The 17854-nt window shown below is 70.6% G+C and carries 12 protein-coding genes, 2 tRNA genes and 6 pseudogenes; 17 read left to right on the forward strand and 3 right to left on the reverse strand.

The genetic code is table 11. The features are described 5' to 3' along the window. Positions 1-612: 612 nt before the first annotated feature. The 12 genes and pseudogenes from dnaA to QQK45_RS07225 all read left to right on the forward strand — a co-directional run bounded on the left by dnaA (position 613) and on the right by QQK45_RS07225 (position 12918). On the forward strand, positions 613-2148 hold the full coding sequence (gene dnaA, locus QQK45_RS07175; protein ID WP_284292672.1) for a chromosomal replication initiator protein DnaA: 1536 nt from the start codon (positions 613-615) through the stop codon (positions 2146-2148). A gap of 436 nt (positions 2149-2584) precedes the next feature. After that, a pseudogene (dnaN, locus tag QQK45_RS07180) lies at positions 2585-3714 on the forward strand (DNA polymerase III subunit beta). Between the two features lie 87 nt (positions 3715-3801). Then, positions 3802-4703, forward strand: a pseudogene (gnd, locus tag QQK45_RS07185) (phosphogluconate dehydrogenase (NAD(+)-dependent, decarboxylating)). 76 nt (positions 4704-4779) lie between these two features. Then, a pseudogene (locus QQK45_RS23055) lies at positions 4780-4944 on the forward strand (AAA family ATPase); the annotation flags it as partial. 503 nt (positions 4945-5447) lie between these two features. Then, a complete protein-coding gene (locus QQK45_RS21995; RefSeq protein WP_348525382.1) occupies positions 5448-6047 on the forward strand; it encodes a DNA replication/repair protein RecF in 600 nt (199 codons plus the stop codon). After that, positions 6037-6786, forward strand: a complete 750-nt coding sequence (locus QQK45_RS22000) for a DciA family protein (RefSeq protein WP_348525170.1) — start codon at positions 6037-6039, stop codon at positions 6784-6786. Before QQK45_RS21995 ends, QQK45_RS22000 begins: the two co-directional genes overlap by 11 nt. A 16-nt stretch (positions 6787-6802) precedes the next feature. After that, positions 6803-8914, forward strand: a complete 2112-nt coding sequence (gene gyrB / locus QQK45_RS07200; RefSeq protein WP_284292673.1) for a DNA topoisomerase (ATP-hydrolyzing) subunit B — start codon at positions 6803-6805, stop codon at positions 8912-8914. Positions 8915-9111: 197 nt separating this feature from the next. Continuing rightward, positions 9112-11651: pseudogene (gene gyrA / locus QQK45_RS07205) on the forward strand (DNA gyrase subunit A). A 209-nt stretch (positions 11652-11860) separates the two neighbouring features. Next, positions 11861-12520, forward strand: coding sequence for a DUF3566 domain-containing protein (locus QQK45_RS07210; RefSeq protein ID WP_284292674.1), 660 nt, complete (start codon positions 11861-11863; stop codon positions 12518-12520). Positions 12521-12610: 90 nt separating this feature from the next. Next, positions 12611-12687, forward strand: a tRNA-Ile gene (locus tag QQK45_RS07215). 23 nt (positions 12688-12710) lie between these two features. Then, positions 12711-12830 (forward strand): DLW-39 family protein, encoded by a 120-nt coding sequence (locus QQK45_RS07220; protein WP_284292675.1) that lies wholly within the window; start codon positions 12711-12713, stop codon positions 12828-12830. Between the two features lie 16 nt (positions 12831-12846). After that, positions 12847-12918, forward strand: a tRNA-Ala gene (locus tag QQK45_RS07225). A 75-nt stretch (positions 12919-12993) separates the two neighbouring features. Here QQK45_RS07225 and QQK45_RS07230 read toward each other — a convergent pair. After that, on the reverse strand, positions 12994-14010 hold the full coding sequence (locus QQK45_RS07230) for a hypothetical protein (RefSeq protein WP_284292676.1): 1017 nt from the start codon (positions 14008-14010) through the stop codon (positions 12994-12996). Between the two features lie 91 nt (positions 14011-14101). Here QQK45_RS07230 and QQK45_RS07235 point away from each other — a divergent pair. Together QQK45_RS07235 and QQK45_RS07240 are read left to right on the forward strand one after the other, a co-directional pair. Continuing rightward, positions 14102-14640, forward strand: a pseudogene (locus QQK45_RS07235) (peptidylprolyl isomerase). A 179-nt stretch (positions 14641-14819) separates the two neighbouring features. Next, a complete protein-coding gene (locus QQK45_RS07240) occupies positions 14820-15518 on the forward strand; it encodes a rhomboid family intramembrane serine protease (RefSeq protein ID WP_348525171.1) in 699 nt (232 codons plus the stop codon). 126 nt (positions 15519-15644) lie between these two features. On the opposite strand, the gene QQK45_RS07245 is transcribed toward QQK45_RS07240, so the two are convergent. Together QQK45_RS07245 and QQK45_RS07250 are read right to left on the reverse strand one after the other, a co-directional pair. Beyond that, the gene (locus QQK45_RS07245; protein ID WP_284294972.1) at positions 15645-15719 is read right to left on the reverse strand and encodes a cell division protein CrgA; all 75 of its coding nucleotides are present in this window, start codon (positions 15717-15719) and stop codon (positions 15645-15647) included. Further along, positions 15698-15916 (reverse strand): cell division protein CrgA, encoded by a 219-nt coding sequence (locus QQK45_RS07250; RefSeq protein WP_284292677.1) that lies wholly within the window; start codon positions 15914-15916, stop codon positions 15698-15700. Before QQK45_RS07250 ends, QQK45_RS07245 begins: the two co-directional genes overlap by 22 nt. 487 nt (positions 15917-16403) lie before the next feature. Between QQK45_RS07250 and QQK45_RS07255 the strand changes: the two are divergent. The 3 genes and pseudogenes from QQK45_RS07255 to QQK45_RS07265 all read left to right on the forward strand — a co-directional run bounded on the left by QQK45_RS07255 (position 16404) and on the right by QQK45_RS07265 (position 17800). Further along, positions 16404-16894: pseudogene (locus QQK45_RS07255) on the forward strand (DUF881 domain-containing protein). Between the two features lie 97 nt (positions 16895-16991). Then, a complete protein-coding gene (locus QQK45_RS07260) occupies positions 16992-17171 on the forward strand; it encodes a hypothetical protein (protein WP_284292678.1) in 180 nt (59 codons plus the stop codon). Beyond that, positions 17168-17800, forward strand: coding sequence for an aminodeoxychorismate/anthranilate synthase component II (locus tag QQK45_RS07265; RefSeq protein ID WP_284292679.1), 633 nt, complete (start codon positions 17168-17170; stop codon positions 17798-17800). Before QQK45_RS07260 ends, QQK45_RS07265 begins: the two co-directional genes overlap by 4 nt. The last annotated feature ends 54 nt before the right edge of the window (positions 17801-17854 follow it).

Genomic DNA, 17854 nt, shown 5'->3' on the forward strand with positions numbered 1-17854 from the left:
GGTCGTACACGTCTGTTGCTCCGGGACTGGCGTCGTGTTCGCCACACAACCAGGGGCACGCGCGACGCAAGTGCGCGGGCACGCCGAGAAAGCCCAGAACGGCTGTCCAACGCTACGTCACCGCGCCGCCGAGGGTCAAACCCGGAGCGGAAGGCCTGCACGACGGACCGACATAGGCCCGCGTCCCGTATCCGTGCCGACGGCGGCCCTCGCGACCTCGATGGCAGGTCGTGCCGAGATTTCCACACCTGGGGACGAGCGGCTGCGCCGTCGGGCCTCGTTGTCCACACAGCCTGTGGGAATCCCCATCACCGCACGTCGGCCGGGCGTCGACTGAGGCGCACGCGCCGCTGCCGTCCCAGCGTTTGCGCATTGTCCATCCTGCGTCCACCGTGGTGTGAACGACGTCTCTCCGTTACCCACAAGCTGTGGACAACTATGTGGACAGCGATCCTCCGTGGCAGACTGAGCCAGGCCCGCGAGCGGTCCGGTGCGCCCTCCTCCGAGCCCGAGCCGGGGCCCTCGTCGACGGCAGCACAAGGGCGTCCTGCTCCGTCGGCCGACAGCACCACCAGCCCCACCCGCCTCCAGTCGTCCCGAAGGATCCCGCCCGTGCCGAACGAGCCAGCCACCATCGCCGAGGTCTGGTCCGCGGCGCGCGTCCAGCTCGAGAACGACCCCGACGTCACGCCCCGGCAGCGCGGCTACGTCCGGCTGGTGGCCCCGCTCGCGCACATCGACGACACGGTCTTCCTGAAGGTGTCGGACGAGCCGATCCGTTCCTTCATCGAGACGAACCTTCGTGCGGACCTCGTCGGTGCGCTCGCCGGCGTCCTCGGGTACGAGCCCAAGCTCGCGATCTCCGTCGACCCCGACCTGCAGATCGCCGACGACGACACCGACCCCGTGGCTCCGGTCTACGTCCGGCCGGTACCGGGCGCCTCGCCCTCGCCCACAGGCCCGCGCACGGCGCTGGACGACTCCGGCCAGGGACCGACGCCAGTCGGCTTCGGGGCCACGGCCGGCCTTCCGGAAGCCATGCCCGCGGCGCCGGGCTCCGCTCGAGGGGCCCAGCACGCGCCCCGCCACGCCGAGCCGACCCCGCTCGGTGAGAACAGCCGGCTCAACCCGAAGTATCTGTTCGAGACGTTCGTCATCGGCGCCTCGAACAGGTTCGCCCACGCCGCGGCCGTAGCCGTGGCCGAGGCTCCCGCGAAGGCCTACAACCCGCTCTTCATCTACGGCGACTCCGGCCTCGGCAAGACGCACCTGCTCCACGCCATCGGCCACTACGCCCAGAGCCTCTACCCCAACGTCCGGGTCCGGTACGTGAACTCGGAGGAGTTCACGAACGACTTCATCAACTCGATCGGCGAGGGCAAGGCGGGCGCGTTCCAGCGCCGCTACCGCGACGTGGACGTCCTCCTCATCGACGACATCCAGTTCCTGCAGGGCAAGGAACAGACGATGGAGGAGTTCTTCCACACGTTCAACGCCCTGCACAACGCGAACAAGCAGGTCGTGATCACGTCCGACCTGCCGCCGAAGCAGCTCAACGGCTTCGAGGACCGCCTGCGCTCACGGTTCGAGTGGGGGCTCATCACGGACGTCCAGCCCCCGGACCTCGAGACCCGGATCGCGATCCTCCGCAAGAAGGCGATGCAGGAGCGCCTCGACGCCCCGGACGACGTCCTCGAGTACATCGCCAGCCGGATCTCGACGAACATCCGCGAGCTCGAAGGTGCCCTGATCCGTGTGACGGCGTTCGCGAACCTGAACCGCCAGCCGGTCGACCAGTCCCTCGCGGAGATCGTCCTCAAGGACCTCATCACCGACGACGACGCCGGCGAGATCACCGCCGCGAGCGTCATCGCGCAGACGGCGGCCTACTTCGGCCTGACGATCGACGACCTGTGCGGCAGCTCACGCTCGCGCGTCCTCGTGACGGCGCGCCAGATCGCGATGTACCTGTGCCGCGAGCTGACCGACCTCTCGCTGCCCAAGATCGGCCAGCAGTTCGGGGGACGCGACCACACGACCGTGATGCACGCGAACCGGAAGATCAGCGAGCAGATGGCGGAGCGGCGGTCGATCTACAACCAGGTCACGGAGCTCACGAGCCGGATCAAGCAGCAGCACCGCGGCTGACGCACGTTTTGACCGCTTCGGCGTTGTTCACACTTGTGCACAAGCCTGTGGATGAGTGTGGACGGCGCGCCGTAGACCTGTGGACCGCAGCCGGTCTGCGGTGGACGTCGTGTGGGCGCCGACCCGCCGTCCACACGTCACGCGAGTTGTCGACATCCCATCCCCCACGATGTCCACACCGGTGGAGAACCTCTGACCTGCGACAAGACCCTTCGTCCACAGACTGCACAAGGGCTATGACGACGACGAAAGTTCTCTCCCCGAGGCCGCCACGCGCCGTCACAACGAGCGGTGGTGGCGAACGGCTGAACACGCTCCGACTCGGCTGACGGCGTGGGCGCCGTCGCGTAGGGTGCTTCCAAGAATCGTGGATCCGTGACGCAGCGCCGAACACCGTGCAGCGAGGGTCCTGAGCAGGCACCGAAGAGGGAGTGGCATGAAGTTCCGGGTCGAGCGTGACGTCCTCGCCGAAGCCGTCACGTGGACCGCGCGCACGCTGCCCACGCGGCCGCCGGCGCCGGTGCTCGCCGGCGTCCTCCTCGACGCCGACGCGAGCGGTGTCCTCGGTCTGGCCAGCTTCGACTACGAGGTGTCCGCCCGCGCCCAGGTACCCGCGGACGTCTCCGAGCCGGGACGTGCTCTCGTCTCCGGCCGGCTGCTGGCCGAGATTTCCCGTGCGCTGCCGGACAAGCCGGTCGACGTGGTCCTCGAGGGCTCCAAGATCACCATGACCTGCGGCGCGAGCCGCTTCACGCTCCTCACCATGCCGGTCGAGGACTACCCCGCGCTCCCCTCGATGCCGGAGACCTCCGGTTCGGTGTCGGGCGACGACCTGACCCACGCGGTCGCCCAGGTCAGCGTCGCGGCGAGCCGCGACGACACGCTCCCCTCCTCACGGGTGTCCGCGTGGAGATCGAGGGCGAGAAGGTGACGCTGCTCGCGACGGATCGCTACCGTCTCGCGCTCAAGGAGCTGACCTGGAAGCCGGCGTGGCCGGACATCTCGACGGTCGCGCTCGTCCGCGCCCGCACGCTCTCTGACGTCGCGAAGTCTCTCGGGGCGTCGGGCGACGTGGACGTCGCTCTTTCGACCGGGCAGGGCGTCGACCTCATCGGCTTCGAGGCCGGCGGCCGCAGGACGACCTCGCTGCTGGTCGACGGCGACTACCCGCCGGTGCGCCGGCTCTTCCCCGACGAGACGCCGATCCACGCGGTCGTCGCGACCCAGCCGCTGATCGACGCTGCCAAGCGCGTGGCTCTCGTCGCCGAGCGCAACACGGCGATCCGCCTGTCGTTCACGGACGGCCAGGTGGTCCTCGACGCAGGTCAGGGCGACGACGCGCAGGCGTCCGAGGCGCTCGAGGCGAAGCTCGAGGGCGAGGAGATCTCGGTGGCCTTCAACCCCCAGTTCCTCCTCGACGGGCTGGGTGCGCTCGGCGCAGACTTCGTGCGCTTCGGGTTCACGCACCCGAACAAGCCGGTCGAGTTCACCGGGCAGGATTCGCTCGACGGCGCCGCCCGCGCCGACTATCGCTACCTGCTCGTCCCGATCCGCTTCGCGAGCTGACCGCGAGGCGGCAGCGAGAAACAGCACGGCCTCAGCCCCATCGTCACCACGCCCGGACCGACGCGGCCGAGCAGGAACGGAGCGATCATGGAACCCGTCCGTCACCTCGGTCTCGTCGGCCTCGGCCGGATGGGTGCCGGCATGCGCGAGCGGCTGCGTCGGGCCGACCTGACCGTCACCGGCTACGACCGCGACCCCGACGTCTCGGACGTCGCCTCGCTCGCGGACCTCGTCGCCGCGCTCCCCGAGGGTGGCCGTGCCGTCTGGGTAATGGTCCCCGCGGGTGCGATCACCCAGGGCGTCGTCGACGAGCTCGCGGAGCTCCTCTCCCCGGCGACGTCGTGATCGACGGCGGCAACTCGCGCTACACGGACGACCAGCTCCATGCGGCCGCGCTCGCGGAGCACGGGATCGGCTACGTCGACGTCGGTGTCTCGGGCGGTGTGTGGGGGCTGGAGAACGGATACGCGCTCATGGCGGGCGGCGACGCGGCCCACGTCGAGGCGCTGCTGCCGGTGTTCGACGCGCTACGGCCCGAGGGACCGCGTGAGGAGAGTTTCGTGCACGCCGGCGAGGTGGGTGCCGGCCACTACGCGAAGATGGTCCACAACGGCATCGAGTACGGGGTCATGCAGGCCTATGCCGAGGGCTACGAGCTGCTCGAGGCCAAGGACATCGTGACGAACGTGCCGGGGACGCTCCGGGCGTGGAGTCGCGGCACGGTGATCCGCTCGTGGTTGCTGGACCTCCTGGTCAAGGCTCTCGACGAGGACCCGGCGCTCGCCGCGATCGACGACTGGGTGGACGACTCCGGCGAGGGCCGCTGGACGGTCGACGAGGCCATCGAGAACGCCGTCCCGCTGCCCGTGATCACCGCGGCCTTGTTCGCGCGGTTCGCGTCGCGTCAGCCGGACTCTCCCGCGCTCAAGGCCGTGGCGGCGCTGCGGCAGCAGTTCGGCGGCCATGCGGTCAAGCCCGCGGGCTCGTGACCAGCGCGCTCACCGTTCGCGTCCGGCCCGCGGAGGCGGTGTCCGCTCCCCTGTCCCGACGACGACGCAGCACACCATGTACGTCTCCCACCTCTCCCTGACGGACTTCCGGTCGTACCCGTCGGTCGACCTCGAGCTCGAACCGGGGATCAACGCCTTCGTCGGTCCCAACGGGCAGGGCAAGACGAACCTCGTCGAGGCCGTCGGGTACCTCGCGACGCTGCGCAGCCACCGGGCTCCCACGGATGCCGCGCTGATCCGCGCGGGGGCGAGCCGCGCGGTCGTGCGCGCCCGCGTCGTCCGGGGGGACCGGGCGAGCACGATCGACCTCGAGCTCGTCCCCGGCAAGGCGAACCGGGCACGGGTCAACCGGGCGCCGGTCCCACGCCCGCGTGATGTGCTGGGCCTCGTGCGGACGGTCGTGTTCGCGCCCGAGGACCTCGCGCTCGTGAAGGGCGACCCCGACGGCCGCCGCCGGTTCCTCGACGACCTCACGGTCCTCCTCGTCCCGCGCATGGCGGGTGTGCTGCAGGACTACGAGCGCACCGTCCGGCAGCGCTCGGCCCTGCTGAAGTCGGCCGGTTCCGCGCGGTTCGGGCGTGGTCGTGCCCGGGGGCGGAGCGCCCCGCGCCACCCGACTCCGAGGACGACGGCCGCGCGTCGTCGGAGCTCTCGACCCTCGATGTCTGGGACGCCAAGCTCGCCGCGCTGGGTGGTCAGATCGTCGCGCTGCGCGCGCGGCTCGTGGCCGCGCTCGCCCCGTACGTCCGCGACGCGTACGAGGCTGTCAGCGCAGGTCAGGGCGCTGCGACGACGACGTACCGCCCCTCGGTGCCGCTGCCCGACGACGCGACGATCCCGAGCCCCGGCGACGCGGAGGCCGCGTTGCTGGCGGCGATGGCGGAGCTGCGTCCCAAGGAGCTCGAGCGCGGCGTGTGCCTCGTCGGTCCCCATCGGGACGACGTCGAGCTTCGGCTCGGCGAGCTGCCCGCGAAGGGGTACGCGAGCCACGGCGAGTCCTGGTCCTTCGCGCTCGCGCTGCGGCTCGCGTCCTACCGGCTCCTCACGGTGGGGCCGTCCACGCTGCCCGTGGGCCCGGGCGGTGGCGACGACGCGCCGTGGGCCGATCCGCTCGGCGCGGGCTGGGCGGAGGACAGCGAGCCCGTGCTCGTCCTGGACGACGTGTTCGCCGAGCTCGACAGCCGCCGTCGGGACCGGCTGGCCGACCTGGTCGCGGACGCCCGTCAGGTCCTGATCACGGCGGCCGTCGCGAGCGACGTGCCGGAGCGGCTCGTCGGCGCCCGCTTCGACGTGCACGCCGGGGAGGTGACGCGTGTCCCCTGACGACGACCGCGACGACGGCACGGACGACCGGCCCGCCCGCGATCCCGCGCTCCCTGTCCACGAGGTCGCGGCGGACCTCACTCCCGCGCACGAGGTCGCGCGCGAGGCACTCGCCCGTGCGAAGCAGGCTGCGCGTGCGAAGGGACTGCGCCCGGGCGTCGTCCGTCGCCCGCTGACCGCGGACGGGCCGCAGCGGGTGCACAACCCGGGCGGCCGGGACCCCCAGCTCGTGGCGGACGTGCTCGCGAACCTGCTCAAGGCGCGCGGGTGGGTCGAGGGTGTGTCCGTGGGCGGCGTCGTCGGGCGCTGGCCCGAGGTGGTGGGCGACGCGGTCGCCGCGCACTGCGTCCCGGAGTCGTTCGACGACAAGGTGCTCGTCGTGCGGGCCGACTCGACGGCCTGGGCGACCCAGGTCGAGCTCCTGGTTCCGCGGCTGCTCGAGGCGCTCGCCCGGGAGGTCGGCGAGGGGGTCGTGGAGCAGGTGCGCGTCCTGGGTCCGGGGGCCCGAGCTTCCGCCGCGGACGCCGGTCCGTGCAGGGCCGTGGGGCGCGCGACACCTGGGGTTGAGAGCCGCGTGGAGGTTGTGGAGATCGCTGTGGATAAGGGCCTGGTTCCGGGCGTCTCCAGTGATTCCCAGGTAGACTCTGTGCTGTACAGACGCGCGTGGGTCACCACCTCCGCCGCCGACATCGGGCTGGTGATCGGCCGGCCCGAGTGTCACGAGCACGACAGGTGGTGACGACCACGCGCGACTCATGACGGGAGAGTTGTCGCACGTGACGGATACGACCGGTAACCCAGGTTCCGAGACGACAGGTGGTTCGCCGGGCGGCACGTACGACGCCAGCGCCATCACCGTGCTGGAGGGTCTCGAGGCCGTCCGCAAGCGGCCGGGCATGTACATCGGCTCGACCGGTGAGCGAGGCCTCCACCACCTGGTGTACGAGGTCGTCGACAACTCGGTCGACGAGGCCCTGGCCGGCTACGCGGACCACATCGACGTGACGATCCTTCCCGACGGCGGCGTCCGGGTCGCGGACAACGGCCGCGGCATCCCCGTCGACATGCACCCGACGCAGGGCAAGCCCACGGTCGAGGTCGTCATGACGATCCTGCACGCGGGTGGCAAGTTCGGCGGCAGCGGCTACGCGGTGTCCGGTGGCCTGCACGGCGTCGGCGTCTCCGTCGTCAACGCGCTCTCCACGCGGGTCCTCACCGAGGTCCGCCGCGAGGGCTACGTGTGGCGTCAGGAGTTCGCGAACGGCGGCACGCCCGTGACCGGGCTCGAGCGCGGTGAGGCGAGCGACGAGACCGGCACCACCCAGACGTTCTGGGCGGACCCGGAGATCTTCGAGACCACCGAGTACGACTTCGAGACGCTGCGCGCCCGCTTCCAGCAGATGGCGTTCCTCAACAAGGGGCTGCGCATCACGCTGACCGACGAGCGCACGCAGCACCACGACGTCCTGGCGGACGAGGTCGTGGGTGCTGCGTCGTCGGGCGAGGGCGACGGGACTCCCGACGAGGGGCCGTCGGACATCGTGACGACGACGCCGAGCGGCGCGATGACGGTGAGCTACCGCTACGACGGCGGCCTGACGGACTACGTGCGGCACCTCAACGCCGCGAAGCGCGTCGAGCTCGTCAACCCGGAGATCATCGACTTCGAGGCCGAGGACACCGACAAGCGCATCTCCGTGGAGATCGCGATGCAGTGGACGACGGCGTACTCGGAGTCGGTCTTCACCTACGCGAACACCATCACGACGACCGAGGGCGGCACGCACGAGGAGGGCTTCCGCGCGGCGCTGACCTCGCTGATCAACCGGTACGCGAAGGACAAGGGCATCCTCAAGGAGAAGGACGACAACCTCACGGGCGACGACATCCGCGAGGGTCTGACGGCCGTCCTCTCGATCAAGCTGGGCGAGCCGCAGTTCGAGGGTCAGACCAAGACGAAGCTCGGCAACACCGAGGCCAAGACGTTCGTGCAGCGCGTCGTGAACGAGCAGCTCGGCGACTGGCTCGATTCGCACCCGAACGAGGCGCGCGACGTCATCCGCAAGGCCATCCAGGCCTCGGCCGCCCGTGTCGCGGCGCGCAAGGCGCGCGAGGCCACGCGACGCAAGGGTCTTCTCGAGTCGGGCGGCATGCCCGGCAAGCTCAAGGACTGCCAGTCGAACCGGCCCGAGGACTGCGAGGTCTTCATCGTCGAGGGTGACTCGGCCGGCGGCTCCGCGGTGCGGGGGCGGAACCCGCACAACCAGGCGATCCTCCCGATCCGCGGCAAGATCCTCAACGTCGAGCGTGCGCGTCTCGACAAGGCGCTGTCGAACCAGGAGGTCCAGGCGCTCATCACGGCGTTCGGGACCGGGATCGGCGAGGACTTCGACCTCGCCAAGCTCCGGTACCACAAGATCGTGCTCATGGCCGACGCCGACGTCGACGGCAAGCACATCTGCACGCTCCTGCTGACGCTCCTCTTCCGCTACATGCGGCCGCTGATCGAGAACGGGCACGTGTTCCTCGCGCAGCCGCCGCTCTACCGCATCAAGTGGTCGAACGCGGACCACGACTACGTGTACAGCGACCGTGAGCGTGACGCCGTGGTGGCCGACGGGCTGGCCCACAACAAGCGCCTCCCCAAGGACAACGGGATCCAGCGCTACAAGGGTCTCGGCGAGATGGACTACACCGAGCTGTGGACGACGACGATGGACCCCGAGCACCGCACGCTGCTCCAGGTCACGCTCGACGACGCAGCGGCGGCCGACGAGGTCTTCTCGGTCCTCATGGGCGAGGACGTGGAGTCGCGGCGCAGCTTCATCCAGCGCAACGCGAAGGACGTGAGGTTCCTGGACATCTGACCTGCGTCGTTCTGTACATGATGACGGCGGTGACCGACCGCTGATGTACAGGACGCACCGCAGGCGCCCGGGACCCACGAGGAGAACAGAGGAAATCCGTGACCGACACCCCTGAGAACGACCAGCCGCAGCAGCCGACCGGTGACGGCACCGCCGTCCTGCACGGACGCATCGAGGCCGTCGACCTCAACGTCGAGATGCAGCGGTCGTACCTCGACTACGCGATGAGCGTCATCGTGACGCGCGCGCTGCCCGACGTCCGGGACGGCCTCAAGCCGGTCCACCGACGCGTGCTCTATGCGATGTACGACGGCGGCTATCGCCCCGACCGCGGGTTCAACAAGTGCTCGCGCGTCGTCGGCGACGTCATGGGCAAGTACCACCCGCACGGCGACACGGCGATCTACGACGCGCTCGTCCGGCTGGTCCAGGACTGGTCGCTCCGGTACCCGCTCGTCGCCGGACAGGGCAACTTCGGCTCGCCGGGCAACGACCCCGCGGCGGCTCCCCGGTACACGGAGTGCCGCATGGCGCCGATCGCCATGGAGATGGTCCGGGACATCGACAAGGACACGGTCGACTTCCAGGACAACTACGACGGGAAGACCCAGGAGCCGTCGGTCCTCCCCTCGCGCTTCCCGAACCTGCTGGTCAACGGCTCGGCCGGCATCGCCGTCGGCATGGCGACCAACATCCCGCCGCACAACCTGCGCGAGGTCGCCGAGGGCGTGCGCTGGGCGCTGGCGCACCCGGACGCGACCAAGGAAGAGCTGCTCGAGGCGCTCATGGAGCGCATCAAGGGGCCCGACTTCCCCACGCACGCGACGATCCTCGGCCGGCACGGGATCGAGGACGCGTACCGCACGGGACGCGGCTCGATCACGATGCGTGCCGTCGTCGAGGTCGAGGAGATCCAGGGCCGCACGTGCCTCGTCGTCAGCGAGCTCCCCTACCAGGTCAACCCGGACAACCTGGCCGAGAAGATCGCCCAGCTCGTCCGCGAGAACCGCGTCCAGGGCATCGCCGACATCAAGGACGAGACCTCGGGCCGCACGGGCCAGCGCCTCGTCATCGTGCTCAAGCGCGACGCCGTCGCGAAGGTCGTCCTCAACAACCTGTACAAGCACACGCAGCTTCAGGACACGTTCGGCGCGAACATGCTGGCGCTCGTCGACGGGGTGCCGCGCACGCTGTCGCTCGACGCGTTCATCCGGCACTGGGTCGCGCATCAGATCGAGGTCGTGGTCCGGCGCACGCAGTTCGAGCTGCGCGAGGCCGAGAAGCAGATCCACATCTACCGCGGCTACCTCAAGGCGCTCGACCAGCTCGACGAGGTCATCGCCCTCATCCGCCGCTCCCCTGACGCGGACGTCGCGCGCGACGGCCTCATGGAGCTGCTCGACGTCGACGAGATCCAGGCACGCGCGATCCTCGACATGCAGCTCCGTCGTCTCGCCGCGCTGCAGCGCCAGCAGATCGTCGAGCAGCACGACGAGCTCGAGCACAAGATCAAGGGCTACCAGGCGATCCTCGCGTCGGAGCCGCGGCAGCGCGAGATCGTCCAGGAGGAGCTGGACGAGATCGTCGCGAAGTACGGCGACGAGCGTCGGACGACGATCCTCCCCTACGGCGGCGACGTCTCGATCGAGGACCTCATCGCCGAGGAGGAGGTCGTCGTCACGATCACGCGCGGCGGCTACGCGAAGCGCACGCGCAGCGACAACTACCGCCAGCAGCGGCGGGGCGGCAAGGGCGTGCGCGGGGCGCAGCTCCGCGAGGACGACATCGTCGACCACTTCTTCGTCACGACGACGCACCACTGGCTGCTGTTCTTCACCAACCTGGGGCGGGTCTACCGCGCCAAGGCGTACGAGCTGCCCGAGGGCGGCCGGGACGCGAAGGGTCAGCACGTCGCGAACCTGCTGGCGTTCCAGCCGGACGAGCGGATCGCGCAGGTGCTGGCGCTCCCCGACTACGACGCGGCCGAGTACCTCGTGCTCGCGACGCGCCGCGGGCTCGTGAAGAAGACGCGCCTGCAGGACTACAACTCCCCGCGCTCGGGGGTCTGATCGCGATCAACCTGCGGGAGGACGATGAGGGTCGCGCGGACGAGCTGGTCTCGGCGCTCCTCGTGGACGGCGGCAACGACCTCATCCTCGTGTCCCGCAAGGGGCAGTCCGTGCGCTTCACGGCGACGGACGAGGCGCTGCGCCCGATGGGCCGCGCGACGTCGGGCGTGACGGGCATGAAGTTCCGCGAGGACGACGAGCTCCTCGCCGCAGACGTCGTGCGCGAGGACGCCTACCTCTTCACGGTGACCGAGGGCGGGCTCGCGAAGCGGACGGCGCTCACGCCGGAGAACTACCGCGTCCAGGGCCGCGGGGGCCTCGGGATCAAGGTGGCGAACCTGCCCGCATCACGTGGAGACCTTGTGGGGGCTCTCGTGGTCGACGGCGACGACGAGGTACTCGTGATCATGGAGCGTGGAAAGATCGTGCGCTCAGCCGTCGACGAGGTGAACCCGACCGGTCGTTCCACCCAGGGCGTCAACTTCGCCAAGCCTGACAAGGGCGATCGCATCATCGGGGTCGCCCGGAACGTCGAGCGCAACCTCGGGGACGATCGGGATACCGTGGAAGCGACCGACCAGGCCGCACCCGACGACGGCGCCGACGCCCCCACGGGCGATGCCGGTGACGCAGGGTCAGCCGGCAACGACACGAGCGAACAAGGATGAGCCGGATGACCGACGAGAAGCACACCGCTCCCCGGCGATCACACCGCAGTCGCCCGCACCGCGTCCTGACCTGCCGTCGGTGCAGGGTCCGATCGCCGTCCCGCCTCCCCCGCCGTCGGCGGTCGCCACCGACGACCGGACGCACGAGCGCTACCAGGGGTGCGCCGTCGGGCGCCTCGGCCCCGACGAGCGACAGCGGGACCGGGTCGGTGACCTCGACGATCGCCGCGATGCGCAAGGCCGCCAAGAAGGTGACGTCGGTCGTGACCGGTGAGGGTGGCCTCGAGACGGGTGCGACTCCCGTCGTCGCCGCGCCGTCGGCGCCGCCGCAGCAGGCGCCCGCGCAGCCGGTCCGCCAGTCCGCCGCGCAGCCCGCGTCCCAGCAGCAGGCGTACGTCTATGCCGGCGCCGCGGGCTACCCGGCGGCTGCCGCTCAGCCCCAGCCGCAGGTCCAGCCCCAGCCGCAGGCTCAGTCGTCGCTCCAGACGACGGCGTCGCACGCGGGTTCGGCGCGGCGCGTCCGTCTCGTGGTCTCGCGGGTGAACCCGTGGTCGGTCATGAAGATGGCGTTCCTCCTGTCCATCGCGATCGGCATCATCACGGTCGTGGCGGCCGCGGTCGTCTGGACGATCCTCAACGGGTTGCACCTGTTCGCGAACGTCAACGACCTCGTCGAGTCGGTCGTGGGCGACGAGACGCAGGTCAACGTGCTCCAGTACGTGGCGTTCTCACGGACCATGTCGATGGCGACGCTCATCGCGGTCGCGAACATCGTCCTGATCACCGCGCTCTCGACGCTCGGCGCTTTCCTCTACAACATCGCCGCCGCCCTCGTCGGTGGGGTGCACGTCACTCTCACGGACGACTGATCGGTTTGGGAGACGCGGCGCACCTGGGGTAGTCTCGGTGCGCCGCAACCCGCCGACGGCCGTTCACCACGGTCGCGACGTAGCGCGCACGGGCCTATAGCTCAGACGGTTAGAGCGCTTCGCTGATAACGAAGAGGTCAGAGGTTCAAGTCCTCTTAGGCCCACCACCGGAACCCATCGAGGGGGACGTATGAAGAAGCTCCTGCTGCTCCTGATCGCCGCGGGCGTCGGCATCCTCGTCTGGCGCAAGGTGTCGGGCGACGACGGCGCACGCGATCTCTGGGCCGAGGTCACCGACACCTTCGAGTGACTGCGGCTCCGCGCTCGGGGCCATGGCGCAATTGGTAGCGCACCTGCTTTGCAAGCAGGGGTTAGGGGTTCGAGTCCCCTTGGCTCCACCCTGAAGAACGACCCGGGACATCACAGGATGTCCCGGGTCGTTTCTCGTCCCTGGGCCGTTCTCGACCGGGAGATCAGGAGCCCTGGTCCTCCGAGTCGACGCCCGTGATGGTCTCGGTCGCCTTGTCGGCAGCCGACTCGACGGCGTCCTCCGCCCTGTCGCTGGCCGACGCGCGCGGCTTGCGTGGACGCGGCGTGGCCTTCGAGGCAGCCTTCTTGGTGGCGCTCACGGCCTGGTCGACGGCGTCCGAGACCTTGTCGGTCAGGTCCTCCGTCGCGTCGCTCACCTTCTCGCCCAGGTCCCCGGCGGCGTCGGCGACCTTGTGCCGGGCGTCGCGTCCACGGGCGACGGTCGCACCCGCCGCCTCCCCGACGGCCTCCGCAGCGTCGCCCGCGGCGGCCCTGGTGTTGTCGACGAGCGCGCCGAAGCTGTGCGACGGCGTCGGGCCGGGCTCGGCCCACGGGTCCACCTGCGGGCGGGACCGGCGCCAGGCGCCGTAGGCGGCGAGCCCGGCCGCGAGCAGCCCGAAGAACCACCACTTCTTGTGCGACTTCCCGCCCTGCTCGTCCGCGGCGTCGGCCAGCTTGGCCGCCTTGGAGGCTGCGGCGTCGACCGCGTCACGCACGGCCTCGGCGCCGCCGACGGTCTCGGCGCCCACGGACTCGGCGGCCGCCTTCGCGACCTCGGCGACCTTCTCGGGTGCCTTGTTGAGCGCGTCCGCGCCGGCGGTCAGGCCGACGGACGTGGCCTTGCCGGCACCCTCGCCCGCCTGGGCCGCGAGCGCGTTGATGCGGGCGACGATGCGGGGGAGGAACTCGTCGATCAGGCGGTCGTGCGCCGAGTCGATCACGGGTGCGGCCTTCACAGCGGCCTTCTCGACCTGCGGGGCCGCTGCCTGCAGGCTCTGGTGGTACGCGTCCTCGACGCGCGGCTTGAGCCACTCGAGGAACGCCTCGACGCGCGGGGTGGTCCAGTCCTTGGCCGCGAGGGCGGCGTCCTTCGCGGCCGACGCCGCGTCCTGGGCCTGCCCGGCGAGCTGCGCCGCCTGGTCCTTGAGGTGCTCGGTGTCCACTGCGGTGCGCTTTGCCATGGGTGCTGCCTCTCCTGAGGTCTGCTGGTGACGGTCGCTGACCTCCCACTCTGCCACCGAGTCCTCCAGGCTCGCATGCGAGAATGGCCGCATGTTCGCAACCCTGCACACGAACGCCGGGGACATCCGGCTCGAGCTCCTCGAGAACCACGCGCCCAAGACCGTGGCGAACTTCACGGGGCTCGCCACCGGCAGCAAGACGTGGACCGACCCTCGCACGGGGGCCGAGCGCAACGACCCGCTGTACGACGGCGTGATCTTCCACCGCGTCATCGACGACTTCATGATCCAGGAGGGGACCCGCTCGGCACCGGCACCGGCGGTCCGGGCTACACGTTCAACGACGAGATCCACCCTGAGCTGCAGTTCGACCAGCCGTACCTGCTCGCGATGGCGAACGCCGGCAAGCGTCGCAACCCGATCTCGGGCGAGGTCGAGGGCACCAACGGCTCGCAGTTCTTCATCACGACGGTCGCCACGCCTTGGCTCGCCGGCAAGCACACGATCTTCGGCCGCGTCGCGGACGACGAGAGCCGCGCCGTCGTCGACGCGATCGGCAAGACCCCGGTGCGTCCGGGGGACCGCCCGGTCGACGACGTCGTCATCCAGTCGGTCACGATCGAGGACTGAGACTGTCCGCGCCGACGCCGCCCGGCCCCTACGGGCCGGGCGGTTCTGCACCCGCCGAGGTACCCGTGTGCCCGCGGCACCCGGACCGGGTGTCGTACGTGCGGTGCCAGCGCTGCGGTCGGCCGGCATGCCCGGAGTGCCAGCGGCCTGCGGCGGTCGGGATCCAGTGCGTCGACTGCGTGCGCCAGGGGCAGAAGGCGACGCCGGCGCCGCGGACCGTGTACGGGGCGCGGGTGCGTTCCGGTCGCCCGGTCGTGACGTTCACCCTCATCGGGATCTGCGCCGTGAGCTGGATCCTCCAGCTCGTCACGGACGGGTCCTGGACCGAGCGGTGGGCGTTCGCGCCGTTCATCGCGCGCGACGAGCCGTGGCGCTTCCTCACGACGGCGTTCCTCCACAGCACGAACCCGCTGCACATCCTGTTCAACATGTACGCGCTGTGGGTGATGGGCCAGTTCCTCGAGCCGCTGCTCGGCCGTGCCCGCTTCCTCACGCTCTTCCTGCTGACCGCCGTCGCCGGGTCGGTGGGCGTCCTCCTGCTCGCGGGCGGCCCTCACGACCGTGCCTGGTACACCGCGGCGATCGGGGCGTCGGGCGCCGTCTTCGGCCTCTTCGGCGCCGCCATCCCGGTCCTGCGCCAGCGCGGGCTCCAGGCGACCCAGATGGTCGGCCTGATCGTCGTGAACTTCGCGCTCGGGTTCTTCATCGCGAACGTGGCATGGCAGGCCCACCTGGGTGGCATGATCGCGGGCCTCGCGCTGGGCGCGGCCTTCGCGTACGCGCCCCGGGAGCGGCGCGCGCTCGTCGGCTGGGGAGCGTCGGCGTTGCTGCTCGTCGTGCTGGTCGTCCTCGCGGCGGTCAACTACGGCGCGGTGTAGCCGAGTTATCCACAGGCTGGACGTCTCTCCCCAGGGTTACTCACAGGTGTGGAGTTACATCCGTGTAGTTATCCACACGGTCGTCCACCGCTGGGGACATCGCAGAGGATGTCCCCAGCGCGACGATCACTTCCAGCGCGTGAGCATCCCGAATCCAGTGATCATGAGCCCGAAGCCGATCAGGAGGTTCCAGCGGCCGATCGGGGGATCGGCAGGTCGGACTTCCCGCTCGTCAGGTAGAAGACGACGACCCACGCGAGGCCCACCAGCATCAGCGCCAGGACCACCGGGACGAACCAGGTCGGATTCCCGGTCTCATGACGGGCCGACGGGACGGACACAGCAGCGGTCGAGCCACTGCTGGCGGACTTCTTCTTGCGGCGCTTGGACTCGGGCACGAGGTGTGTTCCTTGCTCTGGCGGCCGATGGCCGACGATCGGTTCTCACGGGCGGGCGTCGCCGGCATCGTCGTCGACGCCCGTGGTGCGCCCAGCGTAGCGGCCCGTGCAGGGAGCACCGAGCCGCCCCTGCGACAATGGCCCCATGACCTCCCCAGAGGGCGCGCGAGACCGCGAGACACACGATCCCGCCGTCGACGGGCCCAGCGGTGTCGCGGCGGTCCTGCGCGCCCGCCTGGCGCCGCGCCGCGTGCGGGCGGCGCTGTCCGTCGCGCTCGTCCTCGCGCTCGCCGGGGTGCTCTTCACCGCGTCGGCGCAGCTCGCGCGAGGCACCGAGCGGCGCCACCCGGAGGACCTCCCGCAGCTCGTCGAGTCCGAGTCGGACCGGGCAGACGCTCTGGCCGGCAAGGTCGAGGGCCTCCGTTCGCAGGTGGACCAGCTCTCCGCCGCCGAGCCCGGCGCGGTCCCCACAGGCGACGCCGAGACGATGGAGAACAGCGGCGTCGAAGCGGGTCTCGTGGCGGTGAGCGGCCCGGGAGTCGTCGTCGCGCTCACCGACGCGCCCACGACCGGGAACTACCCCGCGGAGATCACGCCCGACGACCTCGTCGTCCACCAGCAGGACGTGCAGGCCGTCATCAACGCATTGTGGGCCGGGGAGCGGAGGCCATGATGCTGCAGGACCAGCGCGTCACCGCGACCACCGCGTTCCGGTGCGTCGGCAACGTCCTCTCGCTCGGCGGCCGGCTCTACTCGCCGCCCTTCAAGGTCAGCGCGATCGGCGACCCGGACGCGTTGCGCGCCGCCCTCGACCGCTCGCCCGAGATCGCGATCTACAAGCAGTACGTCCAGGCCGTCGACCTCGGCTGGAAGGTCAAGGACGACGACCACCTCTCCCTGCCCGCCGCACCGCCGTCGTCCCTCGAGTACGCGACCGTCCCGAAGGGCACGGACCCCTTCTCCGACGCCTCGAAGTAGTACGGCCGCCGGGATACCTCGCGGTGGGCGGCCTACCGGGCGGTGCGAGCGGTGGGGGATACTGGGAACCCACCTGTCGGACGAACCGAGGACGAGCATGTACGGAGCGCTGTGGCGGTTGCTGCCCGGGCCCGCGTGGCTGCGCGTGCTCCTGCTCGCGGTCCTCGCCGCTGTCGTGGTGGTCGTGCTGTTCCGCTGGGCGTTCCCGGCGATCGCGCCGTACATGCCGTTCGACGACCAGACCGTCGTGGACACCAGCCCCGGAGCCACCCCATGAGCAGCCCTCGCATCCTCGTCGTCGACAACTACGACTCGTTCGTCTACACGATCGTCGGGTACCTGGACCAGCTCGGGGCCGAGACCGTGGTCGTGCGGAACGACGCCGTGCCCCCGCTCGAGGAGCGCGGCGGCTTCGACGGCGTGCTGATCTCGCCCGGGCCCGGCGACCCCAAGAGCGCCGGTGACTCGCTCGACGTCATCCGCGACTGTGCGGCGTCTGGCACCCCGCTGCTGGGCGTGTGCCTCGGCCACCAGGCGCTGGGGGAGGCCTTCGGCGCCACGGTGACGCACGCCCCCGAGCTCATGCATGGCAAGACCAGCCTCGTGGAGCACGACGGCGAGGGTGTACTCGCCGGCCTGCCCGACCCCTTCACCGCGACCCGGTACCACTCGCTGGCTGTCGTCCGGGATACAGTCCCCGACGAGCTCGAGATCACCGCCCAGACCGCGAGCGGCGTCGTCATGGGGCTGCAGCACCGCACGCTCCCGCTCCACGGTGTCCAGTTCCACCCCGAGTCCGTGCTCACCGAGGGCGGGCACCGGCTCCTCGCCAACTGGCTCGAGGTCTGCGGGTCCGACGACGCCGTCGCCCGGTCCGAGGGGCTCGCGCCGCTCGTGCGCCGCTGACGCTCCCCCGCCCGACGACGACGGCCCGGCACCTCCGCGACGGAGGTGCCGGGC

It is taken from the genome of Luteimicrobium album (assembly GCF_030161555.1).
Classification (GTDB): domain Bacteria; phylum Actinomycetota; class Actinomycetes; order Actinomycetales; family Cellulomonadaceae; genus Luteimicrobium; species Luteimicrobium album.